18 protein-coding genes are annotated in these 15,633 nt (G+C 64.4%); 9 read left to right on the plus strand and 9 right to left on the minus strand.

Annotated features, from left to right (window positions below; genetic code table 11):
• Positions 1-62 precede the first annotated feature (62 nt).
• Together purL and purT are read left to right on the plus strand one after the other, a co-directional pair.
• Entirely contained in the window at positions 63-2,240 is a 2,178-nt protein-coding gene (purL, locus tag HUK73_RS08185) for a phosphoribosylformylglycinamidine synthase subunit PurL (protein WP_176591463.1), read from the plus strand.
• Between the two features lie 132 nt (positions 2,241-2,372).
• Positions 2,373-3,542 (plus strand): formate-dependent phosphoribosylglycinamide formyltransferase, encoded by a 1,170-nt coding sequence (gene purT, locus HUK73_RS08190; RefSeq protein ID WP_176591464.1) that lies wholly within the window; start codon positions 2,373-2,375, stop codon positions 3,540-3,542.
• Here the strand turns inward: purT and HUK73_RS08195 are convergent, their stop codons facing one another.
• On the minus strand, positions 3,543-4,310 hold the full coding sequence (locus HUK73_RS08195) for a methyltransferase (RefSeq protein ID WP_176591465.1): 768 nt from the start codon (positions 4,308-4,310) through the stop codon (positions 3,543-3,545).
• 62 nt (positions 4,311-4,372) lie between these two features.
• On the opposite strand from HUK73_RS08195, the gene HUK73_RS08200 reads away from it, so the two are divergent.
• The 3 genes from HUK73_RS08200 to bfr all read left to right on the plus strand — a co-directional run bounded on the left by HUK73_RS08200 (position 4,373) and on the right by bfr (position 6,454).
• Complete coding sequence (locus HUK73_RS08200) at positions 4,373-5,602, plus strand: DUF418 domain-containing protein (protein ID WP_176591466.1); 1,230 nt, start codon at positions 4,373-4,375, stop codon at positions 5,600-5,602.
• A gap of 54 nt (positions 5,603-5,656) precedes the next feature.
• Entirely contained in the window at positions 5,657-5,827 is a 171-nt protein-coding gene (locus tag HUK73_RS08205; protein ID WP_025547882.1) for a bacterioferritin-associated ferredoxin, read from the plus strand.
• Between the two features lie 147 nt (positions 5,828-5,974).
• Positions 5,975-6,454, plus strand: coding sequence for a bacterioferritin (gene bfr / locus HUK73_RS08210; protein WP_176591467.1), 480 nt, complete (start codon positions 5,975-5,977; stop codon positions 6,452-6,454).
• A 48-nt stretch (positions 6,455-6,502) separates the two neighbouring features.
• Here the strand turns inward: bfr and HUK73_RS08215 are convergent, their stop codons facing one another.
• Positions 6,503-6,910, minus strand: a complete 408-nt coding sequence (locus HUK73_RS08215) for a (deoxy)nucleoside triphosphate pyrophosphohydrolase (protein ID WP_176591468.1) — start codon at positions 6,908-6,910, stop codon at positions 6,503-6,505.
• A gap of 78 nt (positions 6,911-6,988) precedes the next feature.
• Between HUK73_RS08215 and HUK73_RS08220 the strand changes: the two genes are divergently transcribed.
• A complete protein-coding gene (locus HUK73_RS08220; RefSeq protein WP_176591469.1) occupies positions 6,989-7,174 on the plus strand; it encodes a Flp family type IVb pilin in 186 nt (61 codons plus the stop codon).
• A gap of 137 nt (positions 7,175-7,311) precedes the next feature.
• Positions 7,312-7,473 (plus strand): Flp family type IVb pilin, encoded by a 162-nt coding sequence (locus tag HUK73_RS08225; protein ID WP_046764629.1) that lies wholly within the window; start codon positions 7,312-7,314, stop codon positions 7,471-7,473.
• A gap of 76 nt (positions 7,474-7,549) precedes the next feature.
• Here the strand turns inward: HUK73_RS08225 and HUK73_RS08230 are convergent, their stop codons facing one another.
• The 5 genes from HUK73_RS08230 to HUK73_RS08250 form a co-directional block, all read right to left on the minus strand.
• A complete protein-coding gene (locus HUK73_RS08230) occupies positions 7,550-9,016 on the minus strand; it encodes a M48 family metalloprotease (protein WP_176592874.1) in 1,467 nt (488 codons plus the stop codon).
• An 87-nt stretch (positions 9,017-9,103) separates the two neighbouring features.
• Positions 9,104-10,048: an acetyl-CoA carboxylase carboxyltransferase subunit alpha gene (locus HUK73_RS08235; protein ID WP_176591470.1), complete on the minus strand. Its 945-nt coding sequence runs from the start codon at positions 10,046-10,048 to the stop codon at positions 9,104-9,106.
• Between the two features lie 11 nt (positions 10,049-10,059).
• Entirely contained in the window at positions 10,060-10,977 is a 918-nt protein-coding gene (locus HUK73_RS08240) for a tyrosine recombinase (protein WP_176591471.1), read from the minus strand.
• A complete protein-coding gene (locus tag HUK73_RS08245; RefSeq protein WP_176591472.1) occupies positions 10,977-12,794 on the minus strand; it encodes a hypothetical protein in 1,818 nt (605 codons plus the stop codon). Before HUK73_RS08245 ends, HUK73_RS08240 begins: the two co-directional genes overlap by 1 nt.
• Positions 12,795-12,799: 5 nt before the next feature.
• Positions 12,800-12,988 (minus strand): hypothetical protein, encoded by a 189-nt coding sequence (locus HUK73_RS08250; RefSeq protein ID WP_176591473.1) that lies wholly within the window; start codon positions 12,986-12,988, stop codon positions 12,800-12,802.
• Between the two features lie 76 nt (positions 12,989-13,064).
• On the opposite strand from HUK73_RS08250, the gene HUK73_RS08255 reads away from it, so the two are divergent.
• Together HUK73_RS08255 and aroB are read left to right on the plus strand one after the other, a co-directional pair.
• Positions 13,065-13,613 carry a shikimate kinase gene (locus HUK73_RS08255; protein WP_176591474.1) on the plus strand — a complete coding sequence of 183 codons (549 nt, stop codon included), beginning with the start codon at positions 13,065-13,067 and terminating at the stop codon, positions 13,611-13,613.
• On the plus strand, positions 13,604-14,716 hold the full coding sequence (gene aroB / locus HUK73_RS08260; RefSeq protein ID WP_176591475.1) for a 3-dehydroquinate synthase: 1,113 nt from the start codon (positions 13,604-13,606) through the stop codon (positions 14,714-14,716). The genes HUK73_RS08255 and aroB overlap by 10 nt, the downstream gene beginning before the upstream one ends.
• 83 nt (positions 14,717-14,799) lie before the next feature.
• On the opposite strand, the gene rpmE is transcribed toward aroB, so the two are convergent.
• Both rpmE and fabZ read right to left on the minus strand, forming a co-directional pair.
• Positions 14,800-15,024, minus strand: a complete 225-nt coding sequence (gene rpmE, locus HUK73_RS08265; RefSeq protein ID WP_013847278.1) for a 50S ribosomal protein L31 — start codon at positions 15,022-15,024, stop codon at positions 14,800-14,802.
• 123 nt (positions 15,025-15,147) lie between these two features.
• A complete protein-coding gene (fabZ, locus tag HUK73_RS08270) occupies positions 15,148-15,630 on the minus strand; it encodes a 3-hydroxyacyl-ACP dehydratase FabZ (protein ID WP_176591476.1) in 483 nt (160 codons plus the stop codon).
• Positions 15,631-15,633 lie beyond the last annotated feature (3 nt).

A 15,633-nucleotide genomic window follows, 5' to 3' on the forward strand; every position in this document is an offset into this window, starting at 1 on the left:
TTTTCACGGCTGTGCGAGGCGCAGGATTGTCTATCCGGCGCTCCCCCGCTAAAGGCGCGCTCATGACCAGCACCGCATCCCAGATCACGCCCCAGGTCGTCGCCGAACATGGGCTTTCCCCGGAAGAATATGATCGCGTCCTGCACGCGCTTGGCCGGGAACCGAATCTCACCGAACTCGGCATCTTTTCGGTGATGTGGTCGGAGCATTGCTCCTACAAATCTTCGCGAATCCATCTGAAGAAACTGCCGACCGAAGGCCCGCAGGTCATTTGCGGCCCCGGCGAAAATGCGGGCGTCGTCGACATCGGTGACGGCCAGGCCGCGATCTTCAAGATGGAGAGCCACAACCATCCCTCCTACATCGAACCCTATCAGGGTGCGGCAACCGGCGTCGGCGGCATCCTGCGCGACGTGTTCACCATGGGCGCGCGCCCGGTGGCGAACATGAACGCGCTGCGTTTCGGCCGCCCGGATCACCCCAAGATGAAGCATCTCATCAGCGGCGTGGTCCATGGCATTGGCGGCTACGGCAATTGCGTAGGCGTCCCGACCGTAGGCGGCGAGGTGAATTTCCACCCCGCCTATGACGGCAATATCCTGGTCAACGCGATGACCGTGGGCGTCGCGGAAACGAACAAAATCTTCTATTCGGCGGCCTCGGGCGTCGGCAATCCGATCGTCTATGTCGGCTCCAAGACCGGCCGCGACGGCATCCATGGCGCGACCATGGCCTCGGCCGACTTTGGCGAGGATTCGGAAGAAAAACGCCCGACCGTTCAGGTGGGCGACCCCTTCACCGAAAAGCTGCTGATCGAAGCCTGCCTTGAGCTGATGGCCTCCGACGCGATCGTCGCGATTCAGGATATGGGCGCGGCGGGCCTCACCTCCTCATCGGTGGAAATGGCGTCCAAGGGCGGCGTCGGCATCCAGCTCGACATGGACAAGGTGCCGCAGCGCGAAACCGGCATGACGGCCTATGAAATGATGCTGTCGGAGTCGCAGGAGCGCATGCTCATGGTCCTCCAGCCGGGCAAGGAAGCTTTTGCCGAAGCCATTTTCCGCAAGTGGGAGCTGGACTTCGCGGTGATCGGCCATGTGACCGACACTGGCCGCATGGTGCTGGTCCACAAGGGCGAGACGGTGTGCGACATTCCGCTCGCCCCGCTGGCCGACGACGCGCCGCTCTATGACCGTCCGGCGATGCCGAAGGATGAGTATAGGGTCTGGTCGGGCGTCAAGCCGTTGGGCGAGATTGCCGAAAGCGCGGACATTGGCGCGGACCTGATCAAACTGATGGGTTCGCCCGACATCGCCAGCCGCCGCTGGATCTGGGAGCAATATGACCACATGGTCGGCGCCGACACGGTGCAGCGCCCCGGCGGCGATGCGGCAGTCGTCCGCGTCCACGGCTCGCAGAAGGGCATTGCGATCAGCACCGACTGCACCCCGCGCTATTGCTATGCAAATCCCTATGAGGGCGGCAAGCAGGCGATTGCGGAATGTTATCGCAACATCTCGGCGGTCGGCGCGACGCCGCTCGCCGTCACCAACTGCCTCAACTTCGCCAATCCGCAGCGGCCGGAGATCATGGCGCAGTTCACCGGCTGCCTCGAAGGCATGGGCGACGCCTGCCGCGCGCTCGACTTCCCGATCGTGTCGGGCAATGTCAGCCTCTATAACGAGTCCAAGGCGACCGGCGGTGGTTCCGCGATCCTGCCGACCCCGGCGATCGGTGGCATCGGCCTGCTCCAGAATGTCGACGTGATGGCGACCGTGGCCTTCAAGAATGAAGGCGACGCGATCTGGGTCATCGGCGGCGCAGGCACGCATCTGGGTCAATCGATCTGGCTGCGCGAAATCGCAGGGCGGGAAGCGGGCGACGCGCCCAAGGTCGACCTCGCCGCCGAACGCGCCAACGCCGAAACCGTCCGCGCACTGATCGCGGAGGGCAAGGTCAATGCGGTGCATGACATTGCCGACGGCGGCCTGCTGGTTGCCGTGACCGAAATGGCGCTGGCTGGTGGCATCGGCGCGGACCTCAGCATCGCGCTAACGACCGCGAGTGCCTTTGGTGAAGATCAGGGCCGCTACATCGTCGCGGCGCCGCAGGGCGTCGAGATTGCGGGCGCCGTCAAGATCGGTATCAGCGGCGGCGACAAAGTCGCCGGTGTGGCGCTGGCAGACCTGCGTGGCGCGCATGAGGGCTTCTTCCCGGCATTGATGGACGCGGAACTGTAATAGACTCACCCCTCCCCTTCAGGGGAGGGGCAGGGGGTGGGGGATCACCCCAGGCGCGGCGCCAAGTGGACAGCCCCTTCCCAAACCCCTCCCTGAAGGGAGGGGCTTTTTTCAAATAACAGGAGTGATCTCATGGCCTTTACCGCGAAGATTCTCCTCCTCGGCTCGGGCGAACTGGGCCGCGAGTTCGTGATCTCCGCCAAGCGCCTCGGCGCACAGGTCATCGCCTGCGACAGCTACCCGCAAGCCCCCGCCATGCAGGTCGCGGACGGCTATGAGGTTTTCTCGATGCTCGACGCCGACCTGCTCGCCCAGGCGATCGAAAAGCATCAACCCGACTTCGTGGTTCCCGAAATCGAAGCGATCCGCACCGAAGTCCTCGCCGATTTCGAGGCGAAGGGCGTCACCATCGTCCCCTCCGCCCGCGCGACGATCATGACCATGAACCGCGACCGCATCCGCGAGGTCGCGGCGGTGGAACTCGGCCTGCGCACCTCCCGCTATCGCTATGCCGAGACGCTGGAGGAAGTGCTGGCGGGCGCCGAGCATACCGGCCTCCCCTGCGTCATCAAGCCGGTCATGTCCTCCTCCGGCAAGGGCCAGACCACAGTCCGCGCAGCCGACGAGCTGGAAGCGGCGTGGAATTATGCCGTCGCCAATATGCGCGGCGACCGCAGCCGCGTGATCGTCGAGGAGTTCATCGCCTTCGACTATGAAATCACCCTGCTGACCGTGCGCAGCCGCGACGGCGTCAGTTTTTGCCCGCCTATCGGCCACCGGCAGGAGCGCGGCGACTATCAGGAAAGCTGGCAGCCCACGCCCATGTCGAACGCCACCCTCGCCGCCGCCCAGGATATGGCGCGCAAGGTCGTCGACAATCTGGGCGGCTACGGCATTTTCGGCGTGGAGTTCTTCGTGAAGGGCGAGGATGTCATCTTCTCCGAACTGTCGCCCCGGCCGCATGACACCGGCATGGTGACACTGATCTCGCAAAATTTCAGCGAATTCGACCTGCACGCCCGCGCCATACTGGGCCTGCCGGTGCCGGAAGTGACGCTGCATGGGGCGGCGGCTTCAGCGGTCATATTGGCGGATCGGGAATCGGACGACTTCCGGTTCGAAGGATTGGCCGACTCATTGTCGACGCCGGGTGGCGAGGTCGACCTGCGCCTCTTCAGTAAGCCGACGACGCGTCCCTATCGCCGCATGGGCGTGGCCCTTGCCCGCGCCCAAGACGCCGACAAGGCGCGCGCCGTCGCGGCGGAAGCGGCAGGCAAGGTGCGGATCGTTTACGGGGAATAGCTAAGCGGCGCGCGTCACGCGCCCGAACAGCACCTGATAGACATCATCGCCGCCGCTCTCCTCAAAGGCAGCCATCACCCGGCGCAAATCCCTGGGACCAAGCGGCTTGCGCCCTTCGTTCGGCACCACGGCGCCAATGCCCTTCAAATGCGCGATCAGTCCCTTCGCGCCGCCGCAGGGCAAGGCATAATCCTCGTCAAAGGCGAAGGCATCCTCGAACCGCATCAGCATCGACCGCAACATTTCGAGCGAGGGATAGGCCGGGATACCGCCCGCCACCCCAACCGCATCATGCGCCGCGCGCCAGCGGGCGAAGCTGCCCTGTCCCATGGTCGAGAAGATGAGGCTCCCCCCCGGCCGCAGCAAACCGACCAGACGGGCAATGGCGCCCTCCAGATCGTCGAACCATTGAAAGGCCAGGCTGGAGAGGATGAGGTCGAACCATTCCCCTTCGAATATCGGCGCCTCTCCGTCCATCGTCAGAAATGTGCCCGCGACCAGCCCCCCAGTCGCCGTCCGCGCCAGCATGTCGGGCGACAGGTCCGTCACCACCAGTTCCGCGCCCGGCCAATGCGCCTGAATATCCCGCGTCAGAAAACCGGTGCCACAGCCGATCTCCAATATCCGCCCGACGCCGCCGGACTTCTGCCGCTGGGCGAGATCGCCCACCAGCGCCGCCGCGAGCCGTTGCGGCCCGGCATGATCGTCATAATGCCGCGCCGCCGCGCCGAAAGCGTCGCTTATTCGTTGCTTGCGGTGGCCGTTCATGGCTAGTCGCATTGGCAGAGCGACGCGCTCATTTCCAGCATCATCAAGGACCACCCTGCCCCATGACCGCCTTTTCTTCCCGGATTCCCGCCATGGACGTGCTGCGCGGCTGCGCGGTCATGGGAATCCTCTGGATGAACATCGCGGCCTTCGCCTTGCCTGAACAGGCCTATTTCAGCCCGGCGGCGGCAGGACCGCTATCGGGCGGCGACGTGATTTTCTGGGCAGCCAGCTTTCTGCTGGTCGACGGAAAAATGCGGGCGCTGTTTTCCATGCTGTTCGGCGCGTCGATGCTGCTGCTGATCGACAAGGAGGAAATGGCGGGACGGGACGGCCGCCGGGCACAGATGATCCGCGCGGCCTGGCTCTTCGTCTTCGGCCTCGCCCATTATCTGCTGCTGTGGTGGGGCGATATCCTGATGATCTATGCGCTGGTGGGCCTCGCCGCGCTGCTTTTCGTGCGCAAGGAACCGCTGTCGCTCGTCAAATGGGCCTTCCTCTTCTTCCTCCTGCATTTCCTCGTCTGCGTGTCCTTCATCGCCACGCTCTATGCTTGGAGCCATGCCACGGCATCCCATGTCAGCGCTGGTTTCGCGCATTTCATCGGCTCCTTTTCCGATCCCTCCCATCCGGCGGTCCGCAGTGAGATCGAAATCTATCAAGGCGACTATGCGGGCATATTGCTGCATCATATCGCCCTGTTCGGCGGCCAATGGGTGACGACCCTGCCGTTCGTGATATTCGACACGCTCGGCTTCATGCTGCTGGGCATGGCGATGCTGAAGGGCGGTTTCCTGACCGGGCGCTGGCAGGCGGAGCAATATTGGCGCACCGCGCGCCATTGCTTCCTGATGGGACTGATCCCGATGGCGGGCCTTGCCTGGTGGGTGATCGCCAGCGGATTCGCCGCTCTGCCGGCACTGGGCACGGTGCTGGCCTGGTCCTTCCCCTTCCGCATTCCGCTGGCCGTCGGCTGGGCGGCGCTGATCCTGTGGCTGTTCACGCGCTTTCGCGACCGGAGCCTGACCCATCGCATCGCCGCCGTCGGCCGTCTGGCGCTCAGCAACTATCTGGGCACCAGCCTTGTCATGAGCGCGACCTTCTACGGATGGGGCCTGGGACTGTTCGGCCATGTGCGCTACAGTCAATTGCCGCTGTTCGTGATTGCAGCCTGGGCGGTCATGCTGCTCTGGTCGCCGTTCTGGCAAAAGCGATTCGCGCTGGGACCGATGGAATGGCTGTGGCGGACGCTCGCCCAGGGTCAGGCGCAAAAGATTCGCAACAGCGATTGAATCACTATTGCGACCTATTATCACTTAAGCTATCTCCCCTTGCAGGAGATTTACATGGTCGTCTGTGTTTGCAATGCCATTCGTGAGAAAGATCTGAAGGAAGTCGCTCGCGAAGGCTGCGCGACCCCGTGCAGCGCCTATGCCCGCCTTGGCCGCCGGCCCAAATGCGGCCAGTGCGTGCCCTTCGCCCGGACGATCATCGCCGCCGAACGCGCCTCCATTTAAGGCCATTGCAAATCAGGCGCATCTAAAAGGCGCGAACTCCACGCAATAGCGCAGAGGAAAATGGCGGATTTCCGCGGCTTTCCGGTTAACAAACGGAAGCGAAACGCTTATACTCCCGGCACTTCCCAATAGCCGGAGAAAAACGCCATGAAGGGCGATCCCAAGGTCATCGACTATTTGAACGAGGTGCTCAAGAATGAGCTGACCGCGATCAATCAATATTTCCTGCATTATCGCATGCTCAATCACTGGGGCGTCGAGAAGCTGGCCAAGTTCGAATATGAAGAATCGATCGACGAGATGAAGCACGCCGACAAGCTGGCGGAACGCATCCTCTTCCTCGACGGCTTGCCCAATTTCCAGCTGCTCGGCCGCCTGAAGATCGGCGAAACGGTGGAGGAAATCCTGAAGGCCGATCTGGAGCTGGAATATGAAGCGCTTCCGGTGCTGAAGGACGCCATCGCCTATTGCGAATCGATCCGCGACTATGTGAGCCGCGATCTGTTCCAGCACATCCTCGAAAGCGAGGAAGAGCATGTCGATACGCTGGAAACCCAGTTCGAGATGATCGATCGCATGGGCATCCAGAATTATATCCAGCTGCAGAGCAAGGCTGCGGAGGAATAAGCCTTCTGGCGGGGCAGGCCCATCCGGCGTGCCGCCCCGCCGCTTTCCCTATATCAGCGAATCGAGCAGGCCGATGAGCGGCAAGTCCGCCGGCGGCATCTCCAGCGCATACATCTGCGCCGGCCTTACCCATTGCAGCGCGGTCGCGTGCCGCGCTTCGGGAATGCCCTGCCATTTGCGGCAGACATAGAGCAACAGCAACAGATGCCTATCGCCCAACGGCTCGCTGGCGAAGGTTGCGGGGGCCAGGCAGCTCGCATGGGTGCGGATGCCCAATTCCTCCTCCAACTCGCGGATCAGCGCCTCTTCGGGCGGTTCGCCCGGTTCAACCTTCCCGCCGGGAAATTCCCAGAGGTGCGCCATCGGCTTTCCGGGCGGCCGCTGCTGCAAAAGTACACGGCCATCCGCGTCGACCAAAGCGGCGGCGACCACCAATAGAGGAGAATTTATCGTCATAACGGTCCGGCTTGAGGGGTTTGTTAACTCTGCCACTTTTACAAGGGCATTCAGGGCTGTCTGTAAACGGGGTTGGACATGCGGGCGTTGATCAAAAGCTTTCGCCTTCGGGGACTTGCGGCGTGCCAGCGCGGAGCGACGGCGGTGGAATATGGACTGATCCTCGCGCTAATCTGTCTGGCCATCATCGGCGCCATGTCAAGCGTCGCCAACAAGACCATCGGCATGTGGAACAATGTGGCGACAGAAGTTCTCGCGCATTAACCATCAATATCTGACAGCCTTTTTCGTCCATTAAATCTTTATCAACCGACACCCTCTACACCTGCCATTGCTGACCTTCATTCGACGGGGGGGCGGCCGGGTAGTTAAACGTTGAATTTGAGGCAAGGAGACTTCCAATGCAGTTCATCCGTAAGATGCTGAAGAACGAAAAGGGTGCGACCGCCATTGAATATGGCCTGATCGCTGCTCTGATCGCCGTCGCCGCCATCGGCGCCATGACCAGCCTCGGCGGCAAGCTGGGCAACACCTTCAACAATGTCTCGGGCAACCTGAAGTAAGCCCGACCACATTGAAGAAAAGGGCGGTGGGAGCAATCCCGCCGCCCTTTTTCTTTGCGCCCGCGTCGGCAGAACATCACCAGGTAACGATCTTCACCTTCTGCCCCGGCTTCAGCACGCTGCTGGCGGTCAGCGCGTTGATCGTCAGGAAGCGGTCGAGCGGATAATCGCCATAGGCCATGCGCTTGGCCAATGACTGGACGGTGTCGCCCGATTTGACGGTAAGCACATTGACATGGCGCGGCTTGATGGCGGCGGCTTCCTGGGCGGAGAGGCGCTGCACCGACTGCACCATGGTCGAAAATGGACCTATCCCTTGCCCCGCCGCCGTCAGCAGCAGAAAGTGATAGGCTTTGCCGCCGCCAAAATCATAAGCGAAGACCGTGGCATCGACCTGGCTGGACTGGGTGCTGGCCCGGATCGTGCGCCATGCCGCCGGAAGCCCGTTGACCGTGGTCCGGCGAACCTCCCCTGACGGGACAGCGCCACCTCCACCCAATTTGGCGAACACCGAATCGATATAGGCGGACAGATCGCCGGAAAAAGGCGCTGCGCCGAACTGCGCCTGCCCGCCCGATCCCGCGACCGTGACGGCATCCGCGCCATTTTCCATGCCAAAGCCCTGTGGTGCGGTAAAACTCAATCGCAGATCAGGATGCCGGAAACGATTGCCCTCGATCACGCCCTGCTTGGGATCGTCGCCATAGAGGGCGCCGTTCAGCGCGTTCAGAAAGGCATCACGATTGCGCACCGTACTGGTCGATCCGCTGGCGGCAGCATTGCGCGCGGCGCGACCGACGCGGGAGGCGGGATCGGGATGGGTGCTGGCCCATTCGGGCACGGATCGGGCGTTGCCGGCCACCCGGGCGTCGAGGCTGCTCTGCGCGGCGAGCGAAGCCAGCATGGTCGACAGGGCGCGCGGATCATAGCCGCCCGATGCCAGATAGCGGATACCAAGATCGTCCGCTTCATATTCCTGAGTCCGGGAGAATTTGAGCGTCAGCAACTGGCTGCCCTGACCGATCCCCTTTTGCAGCAGGCCACCCAGCGCCGAATCCCCCAGCAGCGCCCCAGTCAGCACCTGAAGCAGCGTGCCGCCAATGGCGTTACGCTGCGCCGCCTGTTGCCGCCTTTGGCCATGCTGGGCCGCGACATGGCCGATTTCATGACCGAGCACCCCGGCCAGTTCCGCCTCGTCATTCATCAGCGCCATGAGTTGGCGCGTCACATAGACATAGCCGCCGGGAATGGCGAAGGCGTTGTTCACCGGCGAATTGAGCAGGGTGACGGTGAAATCCCCCTGCGCATTGGACAGACCCGACTGGACGGCGATGCGGCGACCGACACCTTCCACATATTTCGCCTGCGGCCCGGCATAGGCGCCGCCGAACTCGTTGAGCAGTTGCGGATGCTGCTTGGCGCCGGATTCCTTGTCCTGCGGGCTGATCGACGAAACGGTGCGAATCGCCCGCTGTTGTCCGTGCACCGACGGCGCCGCGGCAAGAGCGATCAAGCCCAGTCCCGCATAGGCCCAAGATGACATGTGCTTCACGGCCCCTCCTGCTCCCCTGTTACCATGACGAAAGGAGGGATAGCAGGCACAGCTTCCCGCCGACAGGGGGTGAAGCGGTCAGACGCCGATGGCGAGGAACTTGTCGGCGCGGTCGGTACGCAACGCGTCGGGGCTCATGCCCGACAGTGCATCCAGTTCCTCACCGATGGCAGCGCCCAGATTGGCGATCGCCTGCACCGGCTCGCGATGAGCGCCGCCGGTCGGTTCGGGCACGATTCGGTCGATGACGCCCAGCGCCTTCAGATGCTGCGCCGTGACCTGCATGGCAGTGGCCGCGTCGCTCGCCTTTTCGGCGGTGCGCCAGAGGATGGAGGCGCAGCCCTCGGGCGAGATCACCGAATAAACCGCATGTTCGAACATCAGCACGCGGTTGGCCGCCGCCAGCGCGACCGCACCGCCCGAGCCGCCCTCGCCCACCACGGCGGCGACCATCGGGACGCCCAGCGCCAGACATTGTTCGGTCGAGCGGGCAATGGCCTCCGCCTGTCCGCGCTCCTCCGCCTGCACGCCGGGGAAAGCGCCCGACGTATCCACCAGCGTCACCACCGGCAGGCCGAAGCGGTCGGCCAACTGCATCAGGCGGATCGCCTTGCGATAGCCCTCGGGCTTGGCCATGCCGAAATTGTGGCGGACGCGGCTGGCGGTGTCATCGCCCTTTTCATGGCCGATCACGACCACGCGCCGGTCGCCCAGCGTCGCGAAGCCGCCCAGGATCGCCTGATCGTCCGAAAAGGCGCGGTCCCCGGCCAGCGGCATGAAATTGTCGAACATGCCCGCGACATAGTCCTTGAAATGCGGACGGTCGGGATGGCGCGCCACCTGCGTCTTCTGCCAGGGCGACAGCTTCGCGTAACTGTCCACCAGCATCTTCGCCGCGCGCTGTTCGAGCTTGTCGATCTCGCCGCTTATGTCGATATCGCCCACATTGGCGGTGGCGCGCAATTCGATGATGCGCGCTTCCATCTCCGCGATGGGCTTTTCGAATTCGAGAAAACTAACCATGGCGCATGGCGTTAGGGCGATGACACGGCGCCGTCAACGCGCCGATGCGTCATAGAAGCGAGCGGATGGCGGCTGTTGACCAGTTCGACCAGCCTGCGGCTGTCGACATGGGTGTAAATTTGCGTGGTGCCGATGTCGGCATGGCCCAGCATCGATTGCAACGCGCGCAGGTCCGCGCCGCCCTCCAGCAAATGGGTGGCGAAGGCATGGCGCAGCACATGGGGGCTGACCCGTTCCGGCGCGATCCCGGCAGCGGCGGCGAGCGCCTTCACCATCTGATAAAGGCGAATCCGGCTCACATGACTCTTGCCGGAGGGGAACAGCCACGGGCTGTCCGGCGCGACATGGGGCAGCCAGGCGGCCACGGCGGCACGGGCACGGTCCGAAATGGGAACCAGCCGTTCGCGCGCGCCCTTGCCCTTGAGAATCAGGAAGGGCCGGTCCGCCGCCAGTGCGCGACGCGGCAGCGACACCAGTTCGGTCGCGCGCAGGCCCGAACCGTAGAGCAACTCGATCAGGGCCGACAGGCGCAGATCGAGCGGAGCGGGATGCGCAGCCGCCAGCTTTTCCGCGATCAGGGCGAAAAGCGAATCGACTTCCCCCGTCGACAATATCTTGGGCAGCGGACGGCGCGTCGCCGGGCGCGGCAAAGCCGTCGAAGGATTGTCGGCGCGCAGCCCCTCTTCCTCCAGAAAGCCGTAAAAGGCGCGCAGGGCCGACGCTTTGCGCGCCACGGAAGAGGCCGCCAACTCGGCCCAGGCGCTCGCCAGCCCGGCTATGCTATCCTTGGTCGCACCGGCAAGACCGCCGACGATCTCCGCCGCGCCCATCAGATCGGCGCGATAGGCGAGCAGCGTGTTGCGCGACGCCCCCCGTTCCGCCGCCATCATTTCCAGAAAGCGGTCGATGAGCGCGGCATCCTCGCCCATCAGAGCCGCGTCATCGCCTCCGCCGCGATCATCCGCGCTTCCGGGTCCAGCCCGACGCGATGCAGCGCGGCGACGATATGATAGAGGTGGAGGGGCGGCAGCCGGTTCCAGTCCGCCGTCTGCATGCCCACCGCCGCCAGCAGCGCGACGCTGCCTGTCTCACCGCGCCCGGCCGCCGCATCGATGGCGCGCGACCAGCGGCTGGTCATGCCGAGGTTGAAGCCATTGTCCTGCGCCAACGAAGCGCCGTCCTTCGCATTGAGGCGGGACAGACCGGCCAGCGCGGCGATCAGCATCTGGGTCTTGCGGGCGTCCGCTCCCTTGGCGAAGGACGAGACGCGCCCGCTACTGATATCGACGACGGGGCTGGGCGCTCCCACGGCCAGCAAGGCCCACAGATCGCCCGCACCGTCGCCATCCGCCTGGGCGGCGAGGCGCCCCCACGCAGCGGCGCTGCGGTCATAGCCCGCAGTGAACATGGCGGCGACCAGATTGGCCGCGTCCCGCGCGCTCAATTCCGAAACCGGCAGCGCAGCCGCCGCCCGCGCCGTCGCGATCAGGCCGACGAAATCGGGCCGCGCCTCATTCTGCCAGACCGTCCGCATCGCCTGCAGCCGATCATCCGCGCTCGATCCGGAATAAGCGGTGCGCAGCGCATCGATCCGGTCGGCAGTGGCGGAGGGCGCGTCGCCGTCAACGCCAAGTTGGCTGTAGAAGCCGACCAGCGCCTTGTTGGAAAAGACGCCCAGCCGCGCCGCCACTTCCGCGCCGGGCAGGCGGCGCGCCGCCGACAGCGCGGGCGCACGGGCTTCCCAGGCACGGACATGCGGACCGGCCGTAGCGTAGAGGTCGTCGGGAATCGGCACATTGAGCGCAGTCGCCAGGCCAAAGCGCCAGGCCGTCAGCCGATCCACCGCATCCCATTCGATCTTGACCGAACGGCGCGCGTTGAAGCCGGTGCCGACCACCTTTTCCGCCAGCCGATAGTCGATGCCGCGCACCACGCCGCGCCGCTGCACCTGATTGAGCGCGCCGCTGGCCGAACCCTGATCGCCCGACAGCGCCGGGCAGATCGCCCGCGTCATGTCCCAGCCCGGCTCTTTGCTGAACCGCAGCGCACCCGCCGAAAGCGGGCACAGCCCCGCCGGATCGGCGGTCGCCAGATAGGTCTGCATGGCGATGGCATAGAGGCGCGGGGTGAACTGGTCCGAATCGACGCTCTGCACCAGCAGGCGCGCGCTGTCCGCTTCCCCCATGCGCAGCAGCAGCCAGGCGCGCTCCGCCACCCAGTCGGCGCCTTCAATGTCTCCCGGCGTGTCGGTGGCCGACAGCAACGCCCGCCGCAGCAGGATCGACGCCCAGCGCGACGTGATCGGCGCACGCGTCTGCTTCATCAGCGTGGCAAGGAACTGGCCCGATTGCGCTCCGAACGCTTTGGGCGCCATGCCCAGTCGATCGGGCGTCAGCGGCCCTACCCGATCCAGCGAACGATGCGCATTTTCGGGAAGGTCATATTTCGCCTTCTCCGCCGCGATCTCCTCATCGGACAATTGCTCGTCGGCGGCATTGTCGGCCATATCGTTCGACAAGGCAAAAGCCGGCGGCTGAACCGGAACCGCGGGCGCTGGAGTCGTCGGCGCGGCGGGCCCCTGCGCTGGACGGGCGGGCTGCGACGGCGCAGGCGCGGGTGTCGCGGGCGCTTCACCAAAGCCGGGCGGCAAAAGGGATTCGGGCGCCTGCTGCGCGATAACCGGCAGGGTCAGGGCCAGCGCGAAGCTGCCCAGCGCCCATTTCACATTCACCCGTCCTTGGCCCATGCCGCTTAGTGGCCCAGCTTTTCGGCGGGAATGACCTTTTCCACGCGGCTCTGCGGCTTTTCGCCGCCGCGCGACCAGAGCAGGGCGATGATCGCGACCAGCACGACAAGCGCGATGATGGGAATGATCGGCAGCGACCGTCCACGACGACGCGAACTGCCTTCAAAACTGCTGTAGGAACGATTGCGCTTCATGAGTCCTGTTCTGGCTCGGCCTGAAGGAAAGTTGCGATTTGCCTTGTTGACGCGGGGTTGTATAGCCCCCCTCGCCATGCAGCGAAACACCAAATCCGCCCATGCGCCCGTGAAGCGCGGTCCCATCGTCTTGGTCGGCATGATGGGCGTGGGCAAATCGACCGTCGGACGGCGGCTGGCGGCGCGCCTGGGCCTTGGCTTCGTGGATGCCGACGAGGAGATCGAAAAGGCTGCGGGCATGACCATCACCGAGATGTTCGAACGCTATGGCGAGGCCTATTTCCGCGACGGTGAGCGGCGCGTGATCGGTAGATTGATGGATGGCGAACCCAAGGTGATCGCCACCGGCGGCGGCGCCTTCATGCAGGAGGAGACGCGCACGCTGATCCTCGACCACGCGCTCGCCATATGGCTGGATGCCGATATCGACACGCTGGTCGACCGGGTGTCGCGCCGCGAAGGGCGGCCGCTGCTGAAGGGCAAGGACCCGCGCGTCGTGTTGACCGAACTGGCCGCGATCCGCAATCCCGTCTACGCGCTCTGCCCCATTCATGTGAAGAGCGCCGCCGCGCCGCATGAAGTGGCGGTCGACAGCATCATGGAGAAGCTTTCAGAATGGCATTAGTCCGCGTCGCGCTGGATGCGCGCAGCTACGATATCGTGATCGAACAGGGCGCGCTGGATCATGCGGGCGGCTATCTGGCGGGCTATGCGCGCAAGGGCCGGCTGGTGGTCGTGACCGACGCGAATGTTGCCAGGGCGCAACTGCCCCGGCTGGAGGCCAGCCTGCGCAGCGCCAATATCGCCGTCGAACCCGTCATCCTGCCGCCGGGCGAGCAGACCAAGAGCTGGCGCCATCTGGAAGAACTGCTCGACGCGCTGCTGGCGCTGGAGATCGAGCGCGGCGACCATGTGGTGGCGCTGGGCGGCGGCGTGATCGGCGATCTGGTGGGCTTTGCCGCCTCCATCCTGAAGCGCGGATGCCATTTCATTCAGGTGCCGACGACGCTGCTGGCTCAGGTCGACAGTTCGGTCGGCGGCAAGACCGCGATCAATGCGCGGGCGGGCAAGAATCTGATTGGCAGCTTCTATCAGCCCGCGCTGGTGCTGATCGACCCGTCGACGCTCGACACGCTGCCTGTGCGGGAAACGCGGGCAGGCTATGCCGAGGTCGTGAAATATGGCCTGATCGACGATCCCGATTTCTTCGCCTGGTGCGAGGCGGAGGGGCACAGACTGCTCGCGGGCGATGCCGAGGCGCGCGAATATGCGATCGAGCGCAGCGTGGCCGCCAAGGCCGCGATCGTCGCCGACGATGAGCGGGAAACCTCCGGTCGGCGGGCGTTGCTGAATCTGGGCCATACCTTTGGCCATGCGCTGGAGGCGGATACGGGCTTTTCCGACACGCTGCTCCATGGCGAGGGTGTGGCGGCAGGCATGGCGCTGGCCTTCCGCTATTCGGCGCGGCTGGAGCTGTGCGCGGCGGAAGAGGCCGAACGGGTGACGGCGCATCTGAAGGCCGTGGGGCTGCCCTATGATCTCGCCACCGCGCATGTGACGGCGGACGGCCCGACGTTGGTCGCGCATATGCTGCACGACAAGAAGATGGCGGCGGGCACCCTGCCCTTCCTGCTGGCGCGAGGAATCGGGCAGACGTTCCTGTCGAAGGATGTCGTGCTGGACGATGTGGCCGCGTTTCTGGATGAGGATCGGGCGGCGGCCCTCTGACAGGCCTCCCCTCAAATGTCATCGACAAACAAAAAGGGCGCCTCGAAGGCGCCCTTTCCTTTTCGTGCCTTTGAAGGCGCCGATTACTTCTTCAGCGTCAGACCGCCGAAACGCTTGTTGAAGCGTGCGACCTGGCCGCCCTGCTCCAGCTGGCGCGTGCCGCCCGTCCAGGCCGGGTGCGACTTGGGATCGATGTCGAGCGCCAGCGTGTCGCCTTCCTTGCCCCAGGTGGAGCGGGTGCGGAAGGTGCTGCCGTCGGTCATCTGGACGGTGATGAAGTGGTAATCGGGATGCGTATCGGCCTTCATGAGACTGCTCCGTCAAAGGGCCGGTTTCCGACCGGCCATGGATGCGAAAAATTGCGAAGGCGCGCGGTTACATGGGTTCTCGCGCAAAAGCAAGGGGAGAAGCCAGCCCCTCCCCTTTCACCGTCAATCCTTCGGCGGATCGGCGATCATCGCGACGAAATTGGCTTCCGCATGGACCTTCCCGTCGATCAGCGCCTTGCCGCTGAACTTGCAGACCGCGCCGCGCATCTGCACGATGTCGACCTGCAGGTCGAGCAGGCAGCCCGGCTCGACCGGATTGCGGAACTTCACCGCGTCGATGCTCATGAAATAGACGAGCTTGCCTGATCCCGCGAGGTTCAGCGACTGCACGGTCAGCACGCCTGCCGCCTGCGCCATCGCCTCCACGATCAGCACGCCCGGCATGATCGGCCGGCCGGGGAAATGCCCCTGGAAGAACGGCTCATTGATCGACACGGCCTTGATCGCGTGGATCGATGTGTTGGGCACAATCGAAACCACACGATCAACGAGCAGCATGGGATAACGGTGCGGCAGCGACGCCATGACCCCCCGAATATCGAAGGGGCCGATGGCGACCGGTGCCGCGTCAACCTGATCCGTCATCGA

Source organism: Sphingobium sp. EM0848, from assembly GCF_013375555.1.
In the GTDB taxonomy this organism is placed as follows: Bacteria; Pseudomonadota; Alphaproteobacteria; order Sphingomonadales; family Sphingomonadaceae; genus Sphingobium.

Bases quoted from the DNA above. Each gene is read 5' to 3' on its own strand.
- purL (WP_176591463.1), top strand. From the start codon at position 63: ATGACCAGCACCGCATCCCAGATCACGCCCCAGGTCGTCGCCGAACAT.
- purT (WP_176591464.1), top strand. From the start codon at position 2,373: ATGGCCTTTACCGCGAAGATTCTCCTCCTCGGCTCGGGCGAACTGGGC.
- HUK73_RS08195 (WP_176591465.1), bottom strand. From the start codon at position 4,310: ATGAACGGCCACCGCAAGCAACGAATAAGCGACGCTTTCGGCGCGGCG.
- HUK73_RS08200 (WP_176591466.1), top strand. From the start codon at position 4,373: ATGACCGCCTTTTCTTCCCGGATTCCCGCCATGGACGTGCTGCGCGGC.
- HUK73_RS08205 (WP_025547882.1), top strand. From the start codon at position 5,657: ATGGTCGTCTGTGTTTGCAATGCCATTCGTGAGAAAGATCTGAAGGAA.
- bfr (WP_176591467.1), top strand. From the start codon at position 5,975: ATGAAGGGCGATCCCAAGGTCATCGACTATTTGAACGAGGTGCTCAAG.
- HUK73_RS08215 (WP_176591468.1), bottom strand. From the start codon at position 6,910: ATGACGATAAATTCTCCTCTATTGGTGGTCGCCGCCGCTTTGGTCGAC.
- HUK73_RS08220 (WP_176591469.1), top strand. From the start codon at position 6,989: ATGCGGGCGTTGATCAAAAGCTTTCGCCTTCGGGGACTTGCGGCGTGC.
- HUK73_RS08225 (WP_046764629.1), top strand. From the start codon at position 7,312: ATGCAGTTCATCCGTAAGATGCTGAAGAACGAAAAGGGTGCGACCGCC.
- HUK73_RS08230 (WP_176592874.1), bottom strand. From the start codon at position 9,016: ATGTCATCTTGGGCCTATGCGGGACTGGGCTTGATCGCTCTTGCCGCG.
- HUK73_RS08235 (WP_176591470.1), bottom strand. From the start codon at position 10,048: ATGGTTAGTTTTCTCGAATTCGAAAAGCCCATCGCGGAGATGGAAGCG.
- HUK73_RS08240 (WP_176591471.1), bottom strand. From the start codon at position 10,977: ATGGGCGAGGATGCCGCGCTCATCGACCGCTTTCTGGAAATGATGGCG.
- HUK73_RS08245 (WP_176591472.1), bottom strand. From the start codon at position 12,794: ATGGGCCAAGGACGGGTGAATGTGAAATGGGCGCTGGGCAGCTTCGCG.
- HUK73_RS08250 (WP_176591473.1), bottom strand. From the start codon at position 12,988: ATGAAGCGCAATCGTTCCTACAGCAGTTTTGAAGGCAGTTCGCGTCGT.
- HUK73_RS08255 (WP_176591474.1), top strand. From the start codon at position 13,065: ATGCAGCGAAACACCAAATCCGCCCATGCGCCCGTGAAGCGCGGTCCC.
- aroB (WP_176591475.1), top strand. From the start codon at position 13,604: ATGGCATTAGTCCGCGTCGCGCTGGATGCGCGCAGCTACGATATCGTG.
- rpmE (WP_013847278.1), bottom strand. From the start codon at position 15,024: ATGAAGGCCGATACGCATCCCGATTACCACTTCATCACCGTCCAGATG.
- fabZ (WP_176591476.1), bottom strand. From the start codon at position 15,630: ATGACGGATCAGGTTGACGCGGCACCGGTCGCCATCGGCCCCTTCGAT.